The sequence below is a fragment of the Sphingomonas sp. 22176 genome, assembly GCF_052045505.1.
GTDB lineage: Bacteria > Pseudomonadota > Alphaproteobacteria > Sphingomonadales > Sphingomonadaceae > Sphingomonas.
Genome location: NZ_JBQEPL010000001.1, coordinates 190,968 through 211,267, shown reverse-complemented (window position 1 = coordinate 211,267; position 20,300 = coordinate 190,968). Strand labels below are relative to the sequence as shown.

Sequence of the window (20,300 nt, the reverse complement as noted above, 5' to 3'; positions counted from 1 at the left end):
TGGAGCCGATGCCGATGACCGTCGCCACACGCCGCCAACTCCTGCTGGGCAGCGGCACCGCCGCGATCGCCGCCGCGCTGCCGCGCACCGCCTGGTCCGCCGCCTTCGAGGCCGCGCGGCCCGATCTGTTCATCGGCACCGGTGGCCACGGCCACACCTTCCCTGGGCCGGCGCTGCCCTTCGGCATGGTCCAGCTGGGGCCCGATACCGACAACAGCCGCTGGGACGCCTGTTCGGGCTACCACAAGGACGATGCCACGCTCCTGGGCTTCTCTCATACGCATCTGTCGGGCACCGGCATCGGCGACATGCTCGACGTGCTGGTGGTGCCGAGCCGCGGGCCGCTCAAGCTGACGCCGGGCACCTTGGAAAAGCCCGAGGGCAGCTATCGCCAGCGCTATTCGGACGAGCATGCCGAGCCCGGTTACTACCGCGTCCGGCTGGAATCGGGCGTGCTCGCAGAACTGACCGTCACCGAGCGCACCGGCCAGCATCGCTACACCTTCCCCAAGGGCGAGGGGCATATCCTGATCGATTTCGCCCATGCGATCATCGACAGCTGGGACAAGGGCACGCTGGTTGAGGATGCCTCGCTGGCGCTCTCGCCGGACGGGCTGCTTACCGGCAGCCGCAAGGTCAATCGCTGGGCCAAGGGGCGGCACATCCACTTCGCACTGCACCTGTCGCGCAAGCCGAGCCGCGTGCAGTTCTTCGGCGATGACGATGCGCCCGCGCCCGCAGGTGCGACCGGCGTTACCGGCAAGCGGCTCAAGGTCGCCTTCTTCTTCGACGATGCGGGTGCCGCGCCGATCGAGATTAAGACCGGCATCTCGGCGGTCGACGTCGCCGGCGCCAAGGCGGCGCTCGCGGCCGAGGCGCCCGGCTGGGCGTTCGACGCCACCCGCGCGGCGGCGGCGCGGACCTGGACGCGCGAGTTGGACAGCATTCGCGTCGAGGGCGGCACGCCTGCGCACCGCACCATCATGGCAAGCGCGCTCTACCATGCCTCGCTCTCGCCGACGCTCTTCACCGATCGAGACGGCCGCTATGTCGGGCTCGACCGGCAGGTCCACCAGACGACCGGCGACGCGCCCGCCTACAGCACCTATTCGCTGTGGGACACCTATCGCGCGCTGCACCCGTTGCTCACGCTGATCCGACCGGACATGGCGGCGCGCTTCACCCAGGATCTCGTCCGCCAGACGCAGCAGAGCCCCTATGGCCCGCCGGTCTGGCCGCTCCAGGGCGTCGAGACCGCGTGCATGATCGGCTGGCACGCCGTGTCGGTGCTGGCGGAAGCCCGCAACAAGGGCATCCAGGCCGACTATGCCGCCGCCTGGCCGAAGATCCGCGCGCGCGCCTTCGATCGCAATTTCCCGGACATCGACAGCACGCTCGGCCGCGGCTTCTATTACGATCTCGGCTATGTGCCCGCCGACAAGATCTGGGAGTCGGTCAGCCGCACCCAGGAATATGCCTATGACGATTGGGCGATGGCGGTGCTCGCCGAAGCGGCCGGGGCGCATGACGACGCGGCGGCGCTGCGCAAGCGCGCGCAGAACTATCGCAACGTGATCAGCACCGAGATCGGCTTTGCGCGGCCCCGCTTCGCCGACGGCAGCTGGTGGAAGGACTATGATCCGATCCAACTCGGCCACAACCCCGACAAGCAGCGCGACTATACCGAGGCCAATGGCTGGCAGGCGACCTTCCTCAACCAGCACGACGTCTACGGCCTGATCGATCTGTTCGGCGGCGATGCCAAGTTCGTGGCCAAGCTCGACGCGCTGTTCACCGCGCCGTCGACGCTGCCCAAGAACGCGCCGCCGGACATCTCCGGCTTTGTCGGCCAATATGCGCATGGCAACGAGCCCAACCAGCACGTCGCCTATCTCTATGCCTATGCCGGCGCGCCGTGGAAGACGCAGGCGATGGTCCGGCGCCTGTGCAACGAGATGTACAAGGCCGATCCGGACGGCGTGATCGGCAACGATGACTGCGGCCAGACCAGCGCCTGGTTCATCCTCAGCGCGCTCGGCTTCTATCCGGTGGATCCGGTGAGCGGCGTCTATGTGTTCGGCGCGCCGCTGTTCGATCGTGCCGAGATGCAGCTGGGCGGCGGGCGAACGCTGCGCATCCGCGCGATCGGCAATGCGGCGGACCGGCCTTATGTCCAATCAGTAACCTGGAACGGCAAGCCCTGGTCCCGCAACTGGATCGGTCACGCCGATCTGGCACAAGGCGGCGAACTGGTCTTCACCATGGGTGCCAACCCGTCCCGCTTCGGCACCGCCAAGGCAGATCGACCACCCTCCTATGGCCGTCTGGCACGGTGACGATCGTACGGGGCGCTCATGAGGGCGCCCCGTAATCGTTTGCATGGAAACCAGATTGTAACCTTTCGGCAACGCTTTGCGAAATATCGCAATCAAATTGCTTTTTTAGGTAACCTGGTTGTTGCCCAGATGAAACCAGCATGACACCTTCTTGGAACCAAGCCCGGTAAGGCCGCTTGGGGCCCTAGACGCGAACACCGCGCAGCCGCGCTCCCCGGAGCATGGCGGTCCCCGTCGGCCGGATGTCTCCGGGGCCTTGGTCAGCAAGAGGGGACTTGTTCATGATGTTACGGGGAGTTTGGGCCAGCAGTTGTTGCGTGGCTGCGCTGATGGCGGTGCCTGCCGCCGCACAGACCAATGACAATCCGCCGGTCTCGATCGGCGATCCGGTCGCCTCGGCCAAGCTGGCCGACGCACCGGACCAGGATGCCGCCGGCGGCCCGATCGTCGTCACCGGCACGCGCATCGTCCGGCTCAACAACCGCTCGGCCGCGCCGATCGTCACCACCACCGCTGCCGAGATCGCCGCGCAGGGTGCGACCACGATCGAGGAAGTGACCAACCGCCTGCCGCAGGTGCAGGTCAACTCCGAGCAGAATTTCAGCGACTCCGAAGGCCGCCAGCGCATCAAGCTGCGCAGCCTGGGCTATGAGCGCACGCTGATGCTGATCGATGGCATGCGCATCGGCCTGCCCAACTCGGTCGACGTCGGCATCATCCCGAACGCGCTGGTCGATCGCATCGACGTGCTCACCGGCGGCGCCTCGTCGGTCTACGGCTCCGACGCGGTCGCGGGCGTGGTCAACTTCGTGATGAAGAAGAACTTCACCGGCATCCGCATCGACGGCAACTACAGCTTCTTCAACCACGACAACCGCAGCAGCCCCGTCACCGACGCGGCGGAGCGCGCCGGCTTCAGCGCGCCGCTGGGCATGAAGAACGACGGCGGCCGCGCCGATGTCAGCATCGCCGCCGGCACCAACCTGTTCGACGGCAAGGTCAACATCTCGGCCTTCGCCGACTATCGCCAGTCGAGCCTGGTCCGTCTGCGCGACCGCTCGAACGCGGTGTGCGAAGTGGTCACCAGCAGCCGTACCTCGCCGCTCGCCTGTTCGCGCGCCAGCTACACGCCCGCCGGCACGATCATCCCGCAGGCGGGGCCGAACGCTGGTACGCAGTACGTCAATAATCCGAACGGCAACGGCACCTTCATCCCGATCAACAGCGGGCCCGCCGGCAGCTCGGCCAACCCGTATGACGACTGGGCGTTCCAGCGGCCGTTCCACCGCGTCAACGCGGGCGGCTTCCTGACCGCGCAGCTGAGCGATCACATCGAACTGTACAGCAACGTGCTGTGGTATCGCGACAAGTCGTACAACACCCAGCTCAACCGCAACTATTCCTACACCGCGTTCGGCAGCACGCCGTACCAGGTGAATTGCGACAACCCGTTCCTCTCCGCTTCGCAGGGGCAGACGCTGTGCGGTGCGAATGCGGGTGTGGCCGGACAATATGCACCGCTCGACGTGCGCTATCGCTTCGATTCGCAGCCGCTCGTCCGCCAGGAGTTCATCAACGCCGGCTACCGCGTCACCGCAGGCGTCCGCGGTCGGGTGCTGGACAATGTCTGGTCCTATGACGTCGCCGGCATGCTGTCGCGCGCGCAGCTCGACACGATCGACCAGCCATTCGCGAGCTACGACAAGGTCAATCGCTCGCTCGACGTGACCAACGTCAACGGCCGCCCGACCTGCCGCTCGGTGGTCAATGGTACCGATCCGGCCTGCGTGCCGTTCAACGCCTTCGCACCGTTCAACAACGATGCAGCGCTCAATAACTATCTGTTCGGCGGCGCGACCGGCGGCATCGCCAAGCGCATTCCCCGCCTACTGCAATTTGTCGGCACGGTGAGCGGCGACCTGGGCAAGTATGGCATCACCTCGCCGCTCGCCGAACAGGGCGTGGCGATCGCGATCGGTGCCGAATATCGCGACGAGATGGATCGCACCGATTACAACGCGATCTTCATCGAGAACAACGGCGGCACCAACACCCGCGCCACCCAGAACATCCTGGAAGGTAATATCGAAATCCAGGCGCCGCTCGTCGAGCGCCAGTCCTGGACTCACCTGCTGCAGCTGAACGGCGGCTACCGCCTGTCCAAGTACAACCGCCTGGATGACAAGTTCGGCACGTGGAAGATCGAGGGCATCTGGGCGCCCGTCGAGGACATCACCTTCCGCGCCTCGATCAACAAGTCGCAGGCGGCGCCGGGCGTGGGCGCGGCGGCGAATGCGTCCAACATCTTCTGGAACACGGGCTTCTATTCCGATCCGTGCGCCCCGCAGATCAATGCGTCGAACCCGAACGGCCCGCGCGTCGCGCCGTCCTGGACGCCGCAGCAGTGCGCCCGTACCGGCCTGCCGACCAACCTCTACAACAGCGCGACGCTGATCTGCCCGAACGATGCTTGCACCGTTCGCGAAGGCGGCTTCTCGCTGCGGCCGGAAACGGCGTACAGCAAGACGTTCGGCGTGGTGCTCCGTCCGCGCTTCGTGCCGGGCCTCACCGTCTCGGTCGATCGCTGGCTGATCGACCTCCAGGACCAGCTCGAGTTCTTCAATCCGCTCGACTGGCTCAACGGCTGCCTCACCACCGGCAATGAATATTATTGCCGTGGCATCAAGCGCAACGCCGACGGCACGCTGTCGAGCGCGCCGGCGACCAGCCCGGCCACCGGCTGGGTCTCGCGTGGTTCGACCAACGGCTACAAGTCCAAGTCGCACGGCTGGGACTTCCAGGGCCAGTATAATGTCGGCCTCGGCAAGGTCGGCTCGCTCGACATGAGCTTCAACGGCACGCTGATGACCCTGGTCGGCAGCCAGGGCGCCCCGGACATCACGCCGCGTGACTGCACCGGCTATTTCGGCAGCGGTTGCGGCGAGAGCATGCCGACCTGGGCGCACCAGTTCCGCACCACCTGGACGGCGCCTGGTCGCGTCGCCAGCGTGTCGCTCAACTGGCGTCACCGCAGCGGCATGCCGATGACGGCCTATGCGCCTGCCAGCACCGGCATCCCGGCACTGCCGGAAGGCGACAAGCGCGACCAGTTCCCGGGCATCAAGGCCTATGACTGGTTCGACCTCGCGCTGACCTTCGACATCAACAAGCGCATGACCTTCCGCCTCGCGGCGAACAACATCTTCGATCGCGACCCGCCGATCGTGCCGGACAGCCGCAGCCGCATCGGCCTGCTGCGCGGCAACACGATCATGGGCTACGACCTGCTGGGCCGCCAGCTGGTCGCAGGCGTTTCGCTGCGCCTGTAACGCCGGCACTGCAATCCCCCGGAGCCCTCGGCTCCGGGGGATTGTAGCAGACACAAAGGCCGCAGCATGTTCCCGGAATGCGGGAGAGAATGCGCTTCGGCTACAGGGCGACCCGTTCGATCGGCGTGCGCTGCGCACCCCTCCGATCGAAGCGATCAGCTAGCCGGGACGAAGCCCTGCGACGTCAGGGCGATCGCCTCCAGATCGAGACCCATGCCCTTTGCACCTTTGCGCACCGCGTCGCCGATCTGGCGCAGCCGCGCGGGGTTGCCCTTGGATTGCTCCACCGCGCCGTCAATCAGCGCGCTCTGCACCCAAAGCGCTTCCGCGAGCTCCTGCTTCTGCGCGTCCGAAGCGCGCGCTATATCGCCTGTGGCGATGACGGCGTTCGCCGCCTGCTGGCGGACGGTGCCGAGGACGGCGCGGATTGGCGTATCGTTGTTGCCATGCGCGGCCTGCCAGGCCGTGACCCACCAGAGCGCATAGGCATCGGCGACATTGTCGATGTGCAGGCCCTGCGACGCGCCTTGGTCGCGATGTAGTGCAGCGACGCTGCGTCGGCGGGAACCGCGTTGCGAGTTTCTGGTAGATGCGGCGTACGCGGAAGCGCGCGGCGTTGACGCGCTTCGTCTTGCTTCCTGCGGTCGTTCAGAAACATGCCCAAGGGGTCTGTCCTGCCTACGGACGGGACCAGGACGCTCCAGCTCCAACCGTCGACGATCTGCGCGGCGGCGTTGTTCACCCATCCCGTCGCCAAGACCAGAAATCCCGCTCCTAGGATCTTCTTCATGCTGGGTTCCTGCTCCGCACGACGCATCAGCCGCGGCGTTGGCGCAGCATCAGGAACCCGCCGACGCCCATGCCGCCGGCGGCCAGCGCTAGGGCGCCATATGGAGCGGCGCTGCCTCGCTTGGGCATTGTAGAGGGGGCGTCGTTCTGACCGACGCCAACGGGTACGAAGCCCTGGGAAGTCAGGTCGATCGCATCCAGATTGAGGCCCATGCCCTTGGCACCCTGGCGTGCCGCATCGCCGATCGCCCGCAGGCGGGACGGATCGCGCCGAGCCTGTTCGACCGCGCCGTCGAGCAGAGCGCTCTGGATCCAAAGTGCTTCGGCAAGTTCCTGCTTCTGGGCGTCTGATGCGACTGCGATTTCATTCGTGGTGCTCACCGCGTCGGCGGCTTGCCGACGTACTGCCTCAAGCGTGGCGGGACTGGGTGTATCGTTGCTTCCACGCGACGCTTCCCAAGCGGTGACCCACCACATCGCATAGGCGTCCGCGAGGTTGTCGATTCGAAGCCCGTGAGGGGCGACGAGCTTGCCGATCTTCTCGATGAAATCACCCTGCGAGAACAGTTTCTGCAGGTCATCGGCGCCACGCGGATCAACCGCGCGGGTCTTGCTGACGAAGCGGGCGAGATTGGCGGCTCGGCGCGCGGCGGAGGGAGTATAATGCAGAGCGGCTTGCGGGATTGCGGCGCGCGTTCGGGGCTGCGCATCGCGTGCATCGGAGGAGAAGCGATTGGCATGGCTCTGGAGCGCGATCCGCGGCCCTTCGTACAGCATCGGGCTGACCATCTGGACCTGCGCGACGCTCGGCACCGCGATCATCACGAGGCAGAGGGCGATCGCTAATTGAACTGGGCGCATGCGAGCTTCCTTCGAGGTTCAGCCGCGGCGTTGACGGAGCAGGAGCAAGCCGCCGACGCCCATCCCGCCCGCCGCGAGTGCGACTGCGCCAAAGGCGGGGGACGAGCCGCCGTTGCCGGGTGTCTGGTGGAGCGTGTCGTTTCGGCCGACGCCGGCTGGCACGAAGCCGTGCGAGGTTAGGTCGATCGCGTCGAGATTGAGGCCCATGCCCTTGGCGCCCTTGCGCACCGCATCGCCGACCGCGCGAAGGCGGGACGGATCGCGCTTGGCCTGTTCGACCGCACCGTCGACCAGCGCGCTCTGCACCCACAGCGCTTCGGCCAGCTCCTGCTTCTGAGCGTCCGACGCATGCGCAATCTCGCCCGTGGCGGCGACCGCGTTCGCTGCCTGCTGTCGGACGGCGCCGAGGACCGCACGGCTGGGAGTGTCGTTGTTGCCGTGCGCGGCCTGCCACGCAGTGATCCACCAGAGCGCATAGGCATCTGCGACATTGTCGATGTGGAGGCCCTGCGGCGCGACAAGCGCGCCGATCTTCTCGATGAAGTCGCCCTCGGCAAACAGCTTCTGCAGATCGGTGGCGCCCTTCGGGTCTGTGGCACGGGTCTTCTGGACGAAGGCTGCCAGATTGGTGGCACGCCTCGCTTTTGACGGTGCGTATCGCAGTGCTGTCATATCGGACGGCGGCAAATCGCGTTGCATCCGGCGGCCGGTGATGTTCGGTTCGGTCGGGCGCCCGCGATCTGCCTGCGCGCGTGTTTGCTGGTTCAAGACCATGCTCAGGGGATCGGTATGCGTAGCGGTGGAAAGGATGGGAACCATTCCCATTTGCTGCGCCAGCGCCACCTGCGGCAGCGAAACACCGAAGGCGAGTGCGAACACCAATACTAACCGCAATTGCCGTCTCCTGAAATGCATCAAGAGAGCGGAGATTATACTCCGCTCTCTCGACGTCGTTGGGTGGAAAATTACTGCTTGCGAGCCATGCCGCTGAGACCTTCCCCAAGCGTTTTGATGACGGTGCTGGACACGTTCATCATGTACGAAAATTCCTGGGTGGCGACCTGCAGGTCGCTGGAGGACTTGATGGATTTGTTCTGGCCCTGCTTGTCCAGCGACTGTGCGAGGCGGTCCACCTCGTCAACCTTGTTGTCGATGACCTCCGCCATCGAATCGGCGATCACCTGCAGCCAGCTGCGGCCCTTGCCGTTGCTGCCCTGGCTTTCGGCCTTCTCCTTGCCGGACTGCGCTGCCTCGGACAGCATCTGATACATGTTCTGCACGTCCTGCTGGCCGGCGCGCTGCAGTTCGCCCTGCTGCGACGGCGACAGGTCGAAATTCTGGGCGAGGCTCGCCACCGCTTCGGCGATTGTGGCGGGGCCGCCTATAGAGCCGGTCGCCATCGAGAAGCCGTCCTGCACCAGGTTGATCGCGCTCTGCGGCAGGCCGAGCTGCTGGCCGAGCTGCTGCAGCACTTCCTTGCCGATCGCCGTGCCCAGCGTGCGCACTGCGAGCGATGCCCAGCCCGCCGGGCCCATCGCGAGGGAAGCCAGGCTGATCGGATTGACCAAAGACCGCGTAAGACCGCTCAGGAGACCCATGGATCGTTCCTTTCCATCCAGATATCGCGCTCCCCTTGGGAGCCAAGCCGCCGACACCGTGTCGCCGGTACGAGAACAAAGTGCCCCGAATCGGGTCCCAGCGCGCTCCACGATTCGTTTAGGCGCGCTCAACGAATCGTGGAGGGGCGCGGTCATTCGAGCGGCAGGAAGAGCAGTCCTGCCAGGCTGTTGAGCTCGCGAACGCCGTCGAGATCGAGCTTGCGGATCGCGTTGTTCATATGCGTGCGCACGGTGTTTTCGGTCATGTTGAGCAGCGTGCCGATATCGCCGTTCGCCCGGCCCCAGCCAAGGAAGCGGAGCACCGCCGCTTCGTTGCGGGTCAGCGTCTGCAGCCCCGCCAGATGGAGCAGCGGCACCCGCCAGCCGGGCACGGTGAACTCGCCGATCCGGATCTCGCGGGTGGTCGCGCCGCGGCGTTGCTCGGCGGCCCGCAACTCGGCGATGAGCTGGGCGAGCTGTTCGGCATCGCTCTGAGGAGGCGAGGGCGCGCGGAGGGCGGTGGCGCTGGTCATTGGGGCTTGGCCGTTCGCTGGAGGACGCCGCCCGCAATCTCCTCGCGCGTGCCGAGATCGGCGAGGATCGCCTGGGCGAGCAACGGGAGCGTTAGGATGACGACGAAGGTGGCGGCGGCGGCCTTGATCGGCATCGCCATCGAGAAGACGTTGAACGACTGGGCGAAGCGGTTGAGGAAGCCCATCGCCAGATCGATCACGTAGAGCACGGTCAGCACCGGCGCGGCGAACAGAAAGGCGAGCGCGAACAGCCGGCCGAATTCGCCCTCGAAGAACATCAGCGCGCGCGCATCGAGCTGCAGCCCGCCGGGGCCGAGCGGCCAGATCAGGTAGCTGCCCATCACCGTGCCGACGAGCAGCGTGAGGCCGCCCGCGGTGACGAACACCACCTCGGCGAAGCGGCTGAGCAGAATGCCGGTGAGCGAGCTGGTGTTGCCGCTCAGCGGATCGACCAGCTGGCCGATCGTTGCGCCCACCTTGGTGTCGATGATCTCGCCCGCCGCGCCCAGCGCCCAGAGCACGGTGCCGAAGAAGAAGCCGATCGCGCCGCCGGCGGCGGCTTCCTTGAGCAGCATCTTCAGCCAGCCCATCGCGGAGAGATCGTTCGGGCGGAAGTCCGGCTGCATCTGCAGCGCGACCAGCCCGAAGGTGACGATGATGCTGTTGCGCACCGTCCCCGGCATCACCTCGCGCGAGAAGACCGGCACGAACACGAAGGCGAAGGCGAAGCGCGCCGAGGCGACCGCGACGACCAGCAACTGGTCGAGCCAGGGCATCGCCGCGAACAGCGGCACGCCGACGCCGGGGGGCACCGCCTCGATCATCGCCCCACCGCCGCGAGGCCCGAGAAGATCGAATCGGCATAGCTGTACAGCGTGCCCGCCATCAGGCTGGCGGTGACGAAGATGCTGATCACGATCGCGAAGAACTTGAGCGTGTATTGTAGCGTCTGTTCCTGCAGCTGGGTCGCCGCCTGCACGATCGCGACGAGCAGCCCCACCACCGACGCCGCGATGATCGGTGGCGCCGAGAGCAGCAGCACCAGCCACAGCCCCTGCGTGGTGACGGCGACCAGGTCGTCGCTCATGGTCGGGCGCTCTTACGCATAGGACAGCACCAGCCCGTGGCTCAGCTTCACCCAGCCATCGACCAGCACGAACAGCAGGATCTTGAACGGCAGCGAGATGGTGACCGGGGACAGCATCATCATGCCCATCGCCAGCAGGATGTTGGCGATCACCATGTCGATGACGAGGAAGGGCAGGAAGATCAGGAAGCCGATCTGGAAGGCGAGCTTGAGCTCCTTCACCACGAACGCCGGGATGACGATCACGAAGTCGGTGTCGCGCAGGCTGCTCACCTTGCCGGGATCACCGATCCGCTGCTGGGTGCGCAGGAAGAAGGCGCGCTCGCGCGGGTCGCTGTGCTTGACGAGGAATTCGCGCAGCGGCTCCTTGGCGCGATCGGCGGTGGCGAAGATATCGCCGGTGCTCTCGATCGGGTTTTCCGCCTGCGCCGGGGGATCGCCGGGCATGGTGGGGGTGGCCGGTCCCTGGACCGCGGCGGCCGCCTGCATCTTCTCCAGCGTCGGGTACATCACGAACACGCTGAGGATCAGCGCCAGCCCGTTGAGCACGAGGTTGGGCGGCACCTGCTGCAGCCCCAGCGCATTGCGCACTAGGCTCAGCACGACGGCGATCTTGGTGAAGCTGGTCACCATGACGGCGAAGAACGGGGCGAGCGCGATCAGGACGACCGTGATCAGCGCCGAGCCGGGGGTGAACTGGGCGAGGTTCACGCGTCGACCTCCACCGGCTGCTGGACCGAATCTTCGACGAGATCGACGCGGGACTCGATCAGCACCGCGAAGCGATCGCCGAGCTGGACCAGCTCGCCGCGCGCAATCGGGCTGCCGGCGACCAGCAGCTCGACGGCCATCCCCTCGGAAATGGGGCCGAGCGGCAGCGCTACGCCCGGGCGCAGATCGGCAAGCGCCGCGGCGCTGACCCGCTGCTCGGGCAGGCGAAGGGTGAGGGGCACGGCGAAATCGCGGGGGGAGGGGGCAGCGTCGCTGGAATCCATGGGCGCTCCATCGGGATGCGGGGTGAAACTGCCGGCGGCGAGGTCGAGCTGACCCGCCCGGCCGAAATGTGGGGCTTCGAGCGTGGCGCGGGGGCGGGCGCCGACCAGCACCAGATCGCCGGGAGCGAGGTCGCCCGCTTCGGCGATGCCAAGCCGGGGTCCTTGGACCAGCAGGTGGGCGAGCACCGGCAGGCGCGCGGCGAGCGGCGTGAGGCCGTCCGCCTCGGCGCGCCAGTTCGCGGCGTGCGGATGGCCGCAGGGGAGGAGCAGCGCGGCGTCCAGCCCTTCGCGGCTGAGGACGAAATGGAGCGCGTCGTCGTCGGCAACACTGCCGAGATCATCTGGTTCGAGCTGCAGCCCCAGCGCTTGCTCCAGCGCGAGCAGCAGTGGCTCGGCATCGTCCAGCGCGGCGGCGGCCTCGGCGATCCGCTCCGGGTGCAGCACCGCACCGCCGGGGCGGAACAGGCTGCCGTCGGCGCAGCGAAACCAGCTTCCCCGCGGTGGCGCCGCGATGATCTCGACCGCAAACCCGGCATGCTCGAGAAGTCGCGCGACCGCGCCCGCGAGTGCATCGCGCGCCGGATCGACCCTCGGCAGGTCAAGCGCATCGAGGCGGAGCATGGTCGCCATCAGAAGCGCACCGTCGCAGGCGTCGGCTTGGCCGGTGCCTGACCTTCGGGCCAGCGCGCGAGCAGCGTCACCGATCCGGCGGTGACGCCGACCAGCATCGTCTCGCCGCGCGCCTCTAGCAGCACCACCCGCTCGCGCTGGCCGAGCGGCATCGAGCGAAGGAAGCGGATCGGCGTGTCGCTCTCGCCATTGGCGGCGACGCCCAGCTGGCGATCCTGCAGCTTCTTCAGCAGCCAGATCACCCCCCAGGCCATGCCCAGTACCAGGGCAAGCGCCACGACGATGGCGAGGATCGAGGATAGGACGGCTCCGATTCCCATGATGCGTTTCGTTCTCCAGTCGGTTCAGCGAGGGGGCGCGGCGAGGCGCGGGGTGGCGGTATCCATGTCGTGCTGCATCGGGCCGTCGCCGCTCTTCGCCTTGGCGGCCCAGAGGATCACCGCAGCGATCGCATCGAACATGTCCTCGGGCACGATTTCGCCGATTTCCCCGCGTGCCCACAGGCTGCGCGCGGCGGCGACGTTGCGGACGATCGGCACGCGGGCCTCCTCGGCCTCGGCGCGCATCGCGGCGGCGAGCTCACCCATGCCCTTGGCGGCGATCACCGGCACGGGGCAGTGCGTCTCGTCATAGTTGAGCGCGATGGCGATATGGGTGGGGTTCACCAGCAGCGCGGCTGCACCGCGCGTGGCGCCGAGATTGTTCTGGTTCGCCCATTCCTGGTGCATGTCGCGGCGGAGCGCGCGAACCTGCGGATCGCCTTCGCTTTCCTTGTGCTCCTGCTTGATGTCCCGGCGGCTCATCTTCATCTTCTTGATGAAGCTGTGCTTCGAATAGATCCGGTCGGCGACCGCGACGAACAGGAACACCGCGACGACCATCGCCAGCATCTGCAGCGTCAGCGAATAGGTGAGCCCGATCGTGCTCAGCGCGGCACCTTCGCGCGATTCGTCGATCGGTGAGGTGGCTGCGAGGCGAATCAGCTGGCCCGAACTGGACAGTGCGCTCTGATAGACCAAGTAGCCGATCGCGCAGATCAGCCCGGCCTTCACCAGCGTCTTGGCAAGTTCGAACAGGCCGTCCTTGCCGAACATCCGCTTCAGACCTTCGATCGGGTTCAGCTTCTCCAGCCCGAACTTCATCTTCTCGGTCGTCATCATCGGGCCGACCTGGAGGAACTCGGCGAAGGTGCCGATCAGCGCGGCGGGGACCAGCGTGGCGAAGGTGAGGCGCAGCAGCGTCCATGCCGCGTCCCAGCCGATCGCCGGAGCGGTCTGCTCGAACGAACCGGTCGCCGCCTGCGCCACCACGTCGGTGGCGAGGCGCGCGAGCTCGCTCGCGGCATAACCCGAGACCCCGACGAACAGCAGCAGCCAGGCGAGCGTAAGAAGTCCCGTGGCCAAATCCTTGGACTTGGCGACGTCACCCTTCTTGCGCGCATCTTGCAGCCGCTTCGGCGTCGGGAGCTCGCTCTTGTCGGCGCTGTCCTTGCCTTGGCTCATGAAGTTGAACTCTTGCCGCCGGACAGTGCGACCATAGTCGCGAGGCATCCGGACAGGTCGAGCAGGTCGACACATTGTCTGCCCGTGGGGCGGGGCAGCAACATCGTTAAAATCCTGTAACCGGTTCCCGGATGCAACAGGCAAAATCCGTGCCGGATGCCAAACAAATCAGCTAAGCCATTGATATTACACAATGTGCGACGAACTGATTCGCGGCGGGCGGTTGCTCAGCGTCGATTAGTCGTACTGACAGCTATGTAGGTAAATCGTAAAACCGAAAAGGTTCCGCAGCCCGTCGCTTGATACGCTCGTCTCGTCGTTCGTTACACTCTGAAATATTTCTGAATAGCGACTTGAAATTGTAAGAAAATCGCGACAGCCTATAGGTGTTCCTGGACGAGCAGGCCGGGAATTGTGGGGCATCGTGCTGAGACAACTGTTGGCCAGGAGCGCCATCGGCTGGGGAGCGATGCAATGTGTAGAGTAGTTCTTTGCGTGTCCTCGCTGGCCCTATGCGGCGCAGCGATGTTTATTCCGGAAGCGGCATGGTCGCGGGACAAGACCCCGCCGCCACTGCCCTGTGCGCTGACCGCAACGTTGCGGGTGGCGGATGCGGCGTCCTTGGCGGGGATCCAGTCCCTCCAGGGGTGCAGCAACATCGTCGTCGCGCCGGGCACTCCGGACGAAATGCCGAAGGACGTGCGCATCGCGCCGGAGGCCGAGGAAGGTTCCTCGGGCGATCGCGCCGCGTCGTTCCAGCTGGTTTCGGGCAAGAAGCACCGCGAGGCGGAGCCTGCGCCTGCTGCCACGCTGCGGGTCGCGGCGATCGCGCCGCTCCGCCAGGAGCCCGCTTCGCTGACCGCTGCCGCTGCCTCGGACGCGGCGATCCTGTCGATGCGGCCGGTCTCCTATGCCACCCGCTATGACGCGATGATCCAGCGGGTCGCTGCGCGCCGGCGGGTGGACCCGCTGCTGCTCCATGCCGTGATCGACCAGGAATCGCGCTATCGTGCGGATGCGCGCAGCCCGGTGGGTGCGCATGGCCTGATGCAGCTGATGCCGGGCACGGCGCGGATGCTCAACGTGTCGGCGTCCAATGCCGAGGCCAATGTCGATGGCGGCGCGCGGCTGCTGCGCCAGCTCCACGGCCGGTTCAACGATTTCAACCTGACGCTCGCCGCCTACAACGCAGGTGAGGGCGCGGTGCGGCGCTACGGCAACCGCATCCCGCCCTATCGCGAGACCCAGTCCTATGTGGCCGGCGTGATGGGCCGGTACAGCCGCTTGCTCGCCGAACAGGCCGCGCGGAGCCGTTGACCATGGCTCCAGCCCTGATCCTGCGCGGCCTGCGCCGCATGCCCCTGCGCGTGGCCGACATGCTGCTGGTCGGCAGCGTCGTCACCGTCGTGCTGCTGATGATCGTGCCGATGCCGCCGCTGGCGCTCGACGCGTTTATCGCCACCAACATGACGGTGGGCATCCTGCTGCTGCTCAGTTGCATGTACGTCACCAAGCCGCTGGATTTCTCGACCTTCCCCACGGTGCTCCTGCTCTCCACGCTGTTCCGGCTGGCGATCAGCATCTCGACGACGCGGATGATCCTCACGCATGTCGATGGCGGCGAGATCATCCAGCAGTTCGGCCAGATGGTCGCGGGCGGCAATCTCGTGGTCGGGCTGGTGGTGTTCCTGATCATCACCATCGTCCAGTTCATCGTCATTTCGAAGGGCGCGGAGCGCGTTGCAGAAGTCGCCGCGCGGTTCAGCCTAGACGCGATGCCGGGCAAGCAGCTCTCGATCGACAGCGACCTGCGCTCCGGCATCCTCTCCAAGGACGAGGCGCGCGAGAAGCGCCGCACGCTGGAGATGGAGAGCAAGCTCCACGGCAGCCTCGACGGCGCGATGAAGTTCGTGAAGGGCGATGCGATCGCCTCGGTGATCATCGTGCTGGTCAACCTGCTCGGCGGGCTGGCGGTGGGGATGCTCTACCACGGCATGTCGGCCGGCGAGGCGGCGATGACCTTCTCCATTCTGACGATCGGCGACGGGCTGGTCGCGCAGGTGCCGGCGCTGTTCTCGGCGATGGCGGCGGGCCTGCTGGTCACCCGCACCACGGACGAGGAGCGCGACAGCGACCTCGGCCCCGCGATCGCGCGGCAGATCACCGGCAAGCCGCATGTGCTGATGATCGCCGGTGGCCTCGCGATGCTGCTCGGGCTGGTGCCGGGCTTCCCGACGCTGATCTTCTTCACGCTGGCGAGCGCGCTGCTGCTGGGCGGGGCGTTCCTCCACCCGACCTCGGGTGCCTGGCTGCGGGTGCGGCTGGGGCTCGCCTCGGGCGAGACGGCGGTCGCGACCGGCGAGACGCTGATCGCCGCGCAGGCGCTGCCGGTGGTCGATCCGCTGCGCCTCGCCGTCGGCCTGCCGCCGCAGCACCCCGCCTTCGCGGCACTGGCCGACCGGCTGCGCGAAGCCGCAGCGGCGCTCCAGACGCGGACCGGCATCGCCATCCCGGACCTGCGGGTCGTTCCCGATGCCCGGCTGAACGAAGGCGAATGGCTGCTCAGCGCGCACGACGCTCCCCTTGGTGGCGGCGCCAGCGACGCGGGCGCGCTGCCGGATGTGGCGGCGGAGCGGGTGGCGCAGCTGCTCGAACGCAATCTCGGCCTGTTCCTCGGCCTGCAGGAAGTCACCGACCACCTCAACCGGCTCGGCGAGACGCATCCGGAAGTCGTCAAGGAAGCGGTGCGCGCCGTGCCCACCGGCCGGATAGGCGAAGTGCTGCGCCTGCTCGCCGAGGAGAGCGTGCCGCTGCGCAACTTCCGCGACGCGATCGAGGCGATCGGCGAAGTCGGCCAGTACGAACGCGAAGCCATTCCGATGGCGGAGCGGGTGCGCGTCGCGATGCGCCGCCACCTGATCGCGCCGCTGTGCGAGGCCGGGCGGCTGCGCGTGCTGATCGTCGGCGCCGATCTGGAGGAGACCATCCGGCAGACCGTCACCCCCGTCGACGGCCAGATGCGCCTTGCGATCAACCCGCACCAGATGCGCGCGCTGATCGCGCTGCTGTCCACCCAGGTCGCCAGCAGCGGGGCCCGGGCGATCCTCACCGCGCAGGATCTCCGCCGGCCGCTCCGCCTGCTGATCGCGGGCGACCTGTTCGAGGTGCCGGTGATCAGTTTCAACGAGCTCAACCCGGCCGTGCCGCTCGACATCGTCGGCGAGATCAACGCCGCCCCGGAGAGCCTGACCAACCAGATGTCGGACGAGGTTTCCCTATGATCCGCGCTTCGCGCTTTCTTGCCCTGCTTGCCTGCGCCGCGTTGCTCCCCGTCGCCGCGCCCGCCGAGACGCCGCCCATGGGGCAGAAGCGGATCACGCTCACCGCACGCAACCAGCGCGTCGATGTCGCCGTCGTCGATCTGTTCGGCCAGGCCGGCGTCAAGGCCAAGGTGAGCTCGGCGGTTACCGGCAAAATGAACGGCGTGTTCGTCGGCACGCCTCGCCAAGTGTGGACCCAGATCGCCAAGGCGTTCAACCTCGTCGCGTATTACGACGGCGCGGTGGTGCGGGTCTATTCGGCGGCCGAGGTTACCTCGCGCAGCTTCAACGCCGCCGACCCGGAGGCGGTGGTCCGCGATGCGCAGAAGCTGCGGATCCTCGACGATGCCAACCGTGTCTCGGCGGCGAGCAATTCGGTGAGCGCCACCGGCGTGCCGGCGTTCCTTGACCGGGTGGCGCAGCTGGCGGGGACGGCGGGCAATCCGGCGGTGATCCAGGCCTCTGCTACCTCCTCCAACGCACCCATCGTCTCGCCGCTGCTCGGCCCTGCGGCAATGCAGACGGTGACGAGTTCGCCGCTGCAATCCAAGGTGCTGAGCGGCGCGACGACGCGTTCGCCCTATGAGGTGCGGATCTTCTACCTCCGCTATGCGCGCGCCGACGACACGATCCAGAAGAGCTTCGATCGCACCATCACCATCCCCGGCGTCGGATCGATCCTGCGCGGGATGATGGGCGACGGGCGGCCTAGTTCGACCGTTTCGACTAGCGGCAATTTCGATGTCCAGCGCCAGTCGCTGCCCCGGCTCGGCGGGCGCGGCCTCAACGCCGTGCCGCCCGACGAGGCGCAACGCAGCTTCGACCAGCAGGGCACGCCGGGGCTCGACACGGTGGTGGTCCGCGAGGCGGCGGTCCGCGACATCAACGGGCCGCGCGTCGAGGTCGATCCGAGCAACAATGCCGTGCTGATCCGCGACCGGCCCGAATCGATGACGGTCTACGAAGACATCGTCCGCGCGCTCGACGTCGAGCCGCGCGGGGTGGAGATCGAAGCGACGATCCTCGAGCTCGACACCAGCAAGCTCAAGGAACTGGGGCTCGATTTCGGCTTCAAGACCGGCGGCCTCGGCGCGCTGTTCGGCGGCAATGCGACCAACCCCACCAACGACTTCTCCGCCGGCAATGTCGGCGCGGCATACCTCACCGGCGGCCTCGACCTGTTCGCCGCGCGCATCACCGCGCTGGAGAAGACCGGCGCGCTGCGGGTGATCTCGCGGCCGCGGCTGAGCACGCTCAACAACATTCCAGCCGTGTTCAACAACCAGGTGCAATATTACGTCCGCGTCGCCGGCGACCGGCAGGTGGACCTGTTCCCGGTGACCGCGGGCATGGTGATGCGGGTCAACCCGTCGATTCTCTATGACGGCGGCGAGCTGCGCACCCGCATGGCTATCGAGATCCTCGACGGCTCGCCCACCGGCCTGGTGGTCGACGGCATTCCGGCGGTGAAGCAGAGCAGCATCAACACCAGCGCGGTGGTGAAGCAGGGCGAGAGCCTGCTGATCGGCGGCATGACCGTCGAGACCTCGTATGACTATAAGTCGAAGGTGCCGGTGGCCGGTGATATCCCGGTGCTTGGTCAGGCCTTCCGCAAGCGCAAGCAGGGTGACCAGCATTTCGAGCGCATCTTCCTGATCACGCCGCGCGTGGTTTCACGTCGCGAACAGCAGGCGGCGGCGGTGCAGCCTGCGACGGCGACCAACCCGATCCCGATCGAGCAGATCCAGGCCGCCGCCGATCATCATCAGAAGCGCCGCCGGAGGACTCGCCGGTGAACGCGCCCTTCGCCCCGGTAAAGCCCGGCACGATGGTGCTGCGGGTGCTGAACGGCCGCCTGTCGGGCGCCGAGCACCGGCTGCACCGGGGCAAGTTCGTTCGCGTCGGGCATGGGTTCGAGCACGACATCGTGCTGCGCGATCCTTCCGCGCGCGGCGTGTCGCTCGAGCTGGACCTGGGCGAGGGCATGGCCTGCGTCCGCGTGGCGGCGGGGCAGGTAACCCTGCTTGGGCGACCGGTCGCGGCGGGCGAGCAGGCGTCGCTGCCGCCGTTCGTGCCGATGCTCGTTGGTTCGGTCGCCGTCGCGATCGGCGAGCCGGAAGACCCGCGCTGGGACGATGCCATTCGGCTGGCGCCGATGGTGGCGCCAGCCGCCAGCGATGCGCCCGTCCTATCGCCGCAGCGCGCCGCGATCCCCGAGCGGGTCGCGACCCGGCTTTACCCGATGCGCGGGGCGCTGGCGCTGGATCGCACCTGGCCCGCTTATGCGGCTGCCGTGGCGGCGTTGCTGCTGCTCCTGCTGTTTGCGCCGCCCGCTGTCCGTTGGGCGACGCGCCAGCTGCACGACACGGCGGGCGAACAGGCGATGCTCGCCGCCGCCGGCTTTCGGGACCTGAAGATCGAGGAGACGCGCAACGGCACGATCGTGCGCGGGATCGTCAAGGACGACGCCGCGCTCGCGCGGCTGCGGCAGGTTGTCGCCGAGCAGCTCGGCCCGGCGACGCTTGACGTCGAGACGATGGACGGCCTCGCCGCCGCCGCCACCGATCTGCTGCGCGCGCAAGGGGTGGATGCCGAGGCCATTCCCCGCCGCGGCAACGCGCTGATGGTGAAGGCCGAGTTCCTCCCCGCCGATCGCCAGGCCGATCTCGCCCGGCTGATCAAGGAGGACGTGCCCGGCATCACCCGCGTCGACTTCGCGACCGACGGCGCGCGCGGGGATCGCGACCTGCAATATTTCTTCTCGGGCTCGGAATACGGCCTCGCGACCTTCGTCGATGGTGACCCCGGCTACATCACCACCGCCGACGGCACCCGCTGGTTCGCCGGTGCCACGGTGCCGACCGGCCACCGCATTGTCGCCATCGGCAACGGCCGCGCCAGCTTCGAGCGCGACGGCCGGATCGAAGAACTCGTCCTGGGACCCAGCACGCCGCCGTCCCCGGCACCTTCCACCACCCCTGGCGGCGACACCAACGGAGTGACCACCCAATGACCAACCCGATCAACAGCGCCGTCCTCGGCACGATCGCCTCGCTCGGCAACATGGGCACCACCGAGAGCCGCACCGGCAAGGGCAACTGGTTCGAGGCGTTCGGCGAAGCCTGGGGCAAGGCGCTCGACACCCAGGCCGACACCATCACCGCCCAGTCCGACGTGGTGAGCCAGGGCGGCGACAAGCCCTCCGACATCACCCAGCTGACCACCGAATCGATGCGGATGAGCTTCATGGCGAACAGCTCGCACAGCTCAATCGACAGCGTCTCCAAGGCGCTCGAAACCATGGCGCGGAAGAACTGACG

Annotated in this window: 18 protein-coding genes; 7 read left to right on the top strand and 11 right to left on the bottom strand. The window is 67.2% G+C overall.

Features of this window, described 5'->3' with window-relative positions:
* Positions 1-14 precede the first annotated feature (14 nt).
* On the top strand, positions 15-2,336 hold the full coding sequence (locus tag ACTJKY_RS01050) for a GH92 family glycosyl hydrolase (protein ID WP_440843616.1): 2,322 nt from the start codon (positions 15-17) through the stop codon (positions 2,334-2,336).
* Positions 2,337-2,653: 317 nt separating this feature from the next.
* Entirely contained in the window at positions 2,654-5,665 is a 3,012-nt protein-coding gene (locus ACTJKY_RS01045; protein ID WP_440843614.1) for a TonB-dependent receptor plug domain-containing protein, read from the top strand.
* 155 nt (positions 5,666-5,820) lie between these two features.
* Here ACTJKY_RS01045 and ACTJKY_RS01040 read toward each other — a convergent pair whose 3' ends face one another.
* The 11 genes from ACTJKY_RS01040 to ACTJKY_RS00990 form a co-directional block, all read right to left on the bottom strand.
* Positions 5,821-6,411 (bottom strand): DUF6683 family protein, encoded by a 591-nt coding sequence (locus tag ACTJKY_RS01040; RefSeq protein WP_440843613.1) that lies wholly within the window; start codon positions 6,409-6,411, stop codon positions 5,821-5,823.
* Positions 6,412-6,481: 70 nt separating this feature from the next.
* A complete protein-coding gene (locus ACTJKY_RS01035) occupies positions 6,482-7,315 on the bottom strand; it encodes a DUF6683 family protein (RefSeq protein ID WP_440843611.1) in 834 nt (277 codons plus the stop codon).
* Between the two features lie 18 nt (positions 7,316-7,333).
* Complete coding sequence (locus ACTJKY_RS01030; RefSeq protein ID WP_440845198.1) at positions 7,334-8,134, bottom strand: DUF6683 family protein; 801 nt, start codon at positions 8,132-8,134, stop codon at positions 7,334-7,336.
* 146 nt (positions 8,135-8,280) lie between these two features.
* On the bottom strand, positions 8,281-8,913 hold the full coding sequence (locus ACTJKY_RS01025; RefSeq protein ID WP_440843610.1) for a hypothetical protein: 633 nt from the start codon (positions 8,911-8,913) through the stop codon (positions 8,281-8,283).
* 152 nt (positions 8,914-9,065) lie between these two features.
* Entirely contained in the window at positions 9,066-9,446 is a 381-nt protein-coding gene (locus tag ACTJKY_RS01020) for a helix-turn-helix domain-containing protein (protein WP_440843609.1), read from the bottom strand.
* A complete protein-coding gene (gene sctT, locus ACTJKY_RS01015; RefSeq protein WP_440843607.1) occupies positions 9,443-10,270 on the bottom strand; it encodes a type III secretion system export apparatus subunit SctT in 828 nt (275 codons plus the stop codon). The genes ACTJKY_RS01020 and sctT overlap by 4 nt, the downstream gene beginning before the upstream one ends.
* Positions 10,267-10,533 (bottom strand): type III secretion system export apparatus subunit SctS, encoded by a 267-nt coding sequence (sctS, locus tag ACTJKY_RS01010; RefSeq protein WP_019368943.1) that lies wholly within the window; start codon positions 10,531-10,533, stop codon positions 10,267-10,269. The genes sctT and sctS overlap by 4 nt, the downstream gene beginning before the upstream one ends.
* Before the next feature lie 12 nt (positions 10,534-10,545).
* Positions 10,546-11,244 carry a type III secretion system export apparatus subunit SctR gene (gene sctR, locus ACTJKY_RS01005; RefSeq protein ID WP_121075921.1) on the bottom strand — a complete coding sequence of 233 codons (699 nt, stop codon included), beginning with the start codon at positions 11,242-11,244 and terminating at the stop codon, positions 10,546-10,548.
* Positions 11,241-12,158 (bottom strand): FliM/FliN family flagellar motor C-terminal domain-containing protein, encoded by a 918-nt coding sequence (locus tag ACTJKY_RS01000; protein ID WP_440843605.1) that lies wholly within the window; start codon positions 12,156-12,158, stop codon positions 11,241-11,243. The genes sctR and ACTJKY_RS01000 overlap by 4 nt, the downstream gene beginning before the upstream one ends.
* Positions 12,158-12,478: a flagellar biosynthetic protein FliO gene (fliO, locus tag ACTJKY_RS00995; RefSeq protein ID WP_440843603.1), complete on the bottom strand. Its 321-nt coding sequence runs from the start codon at positions 12,476-12,478 to the stop codon at positions 12,158-12,160. The genes ACTJKY_RS01000 and fliO overlap by 1 nt, the downstream gene beginning before the upstream one ends.
* Before the next feature lie 24 nt (positions 12,479-12,502).
* Entirely contained in the window at positions 12,503-13,660 is a 1,158-nt protein-coding gene (locus ACTJKY_RS00990; RefSeq protein WP_440843601.1) for an EscU/YscU/HrcU family type III secretion system export apparatus switch protein, read from the bottom strand.
* Positions 13,661-14,185: 525 nt separating this feature from the next.
* Between ACTJKY_RS00990 and ACTJKY_RS00985 the strand changes: the two genes are divergently transcribed.
* From ACTJKY_RS00985 to ACTJKY_RS00965, 5 genes are read left to right on the top strand one after another with little or no spacing between them, the layout of a single operon-like run.
* On the top strand, positions 14,186-14,977 hold the full coding sequence (locus ACTJKY_RS00985) for a lytic transglycosylase domain-containing protein (protein WP_440843600.1): 792 nt from the start codon (positions 14,186-14,188) through the stop codon (positions 14,975-14,977).
* A gap of 2 nt (positions 14,978-14,979) precedes the next feature.
* Complete coding sequence (locus tag ACTJKY_RS00980; protein WP_440843599.1) at positions 14,980-16,941, top strand: FHIPEP family type III secretion protein; 1,962 nt, start codon at positions 14,980-14,982, stop codon at positions 16,939-16,941.
* Entirely contained in the window at positions 16,938-18,776 is a 1,839-nt protein-coding gene (gene sctC / locus ACTJKY_RS00975) for a type III secretion system outer membrane ring subunit SctC (RefSeq protein WP_440843597.1), read from the top strand. The genes ACTJKY_RS00980 and sctC overlap by 4 nt, the downstream gene beginning before the upstream one ends.
* Positions 18,773-19,993, top strand: a complete 1,221-nt coding sequence (locus ACTJKY_RS00970; protein ID WP_440843595.1) for a hypothetical protein — start codon at positions 18,773-18,775, stop codon at positions 19,991-19,993. The genes sctC and ACTJKY_RS00970 overlap by 4 nt, the downstream gene beginning before the upstream one ends.
* Positions 19,990-20,298, top strand: a complete 309-nt coding sequence (locus ACTJKY_RS00965) for a hypothetical protein (RefSeq protein ID WP_093295479.1) — start codon at positions 19,990-19,992, stop codon at positions 20,296-20,298. The genes ACTJKY_RS00970 and ACTJKY_RS00965 overlap by 4 nt, the downstream gene beginning before the upstream one ends.
* Positions 20,299-20,300 lie beyond the last annotated feature (2 nt).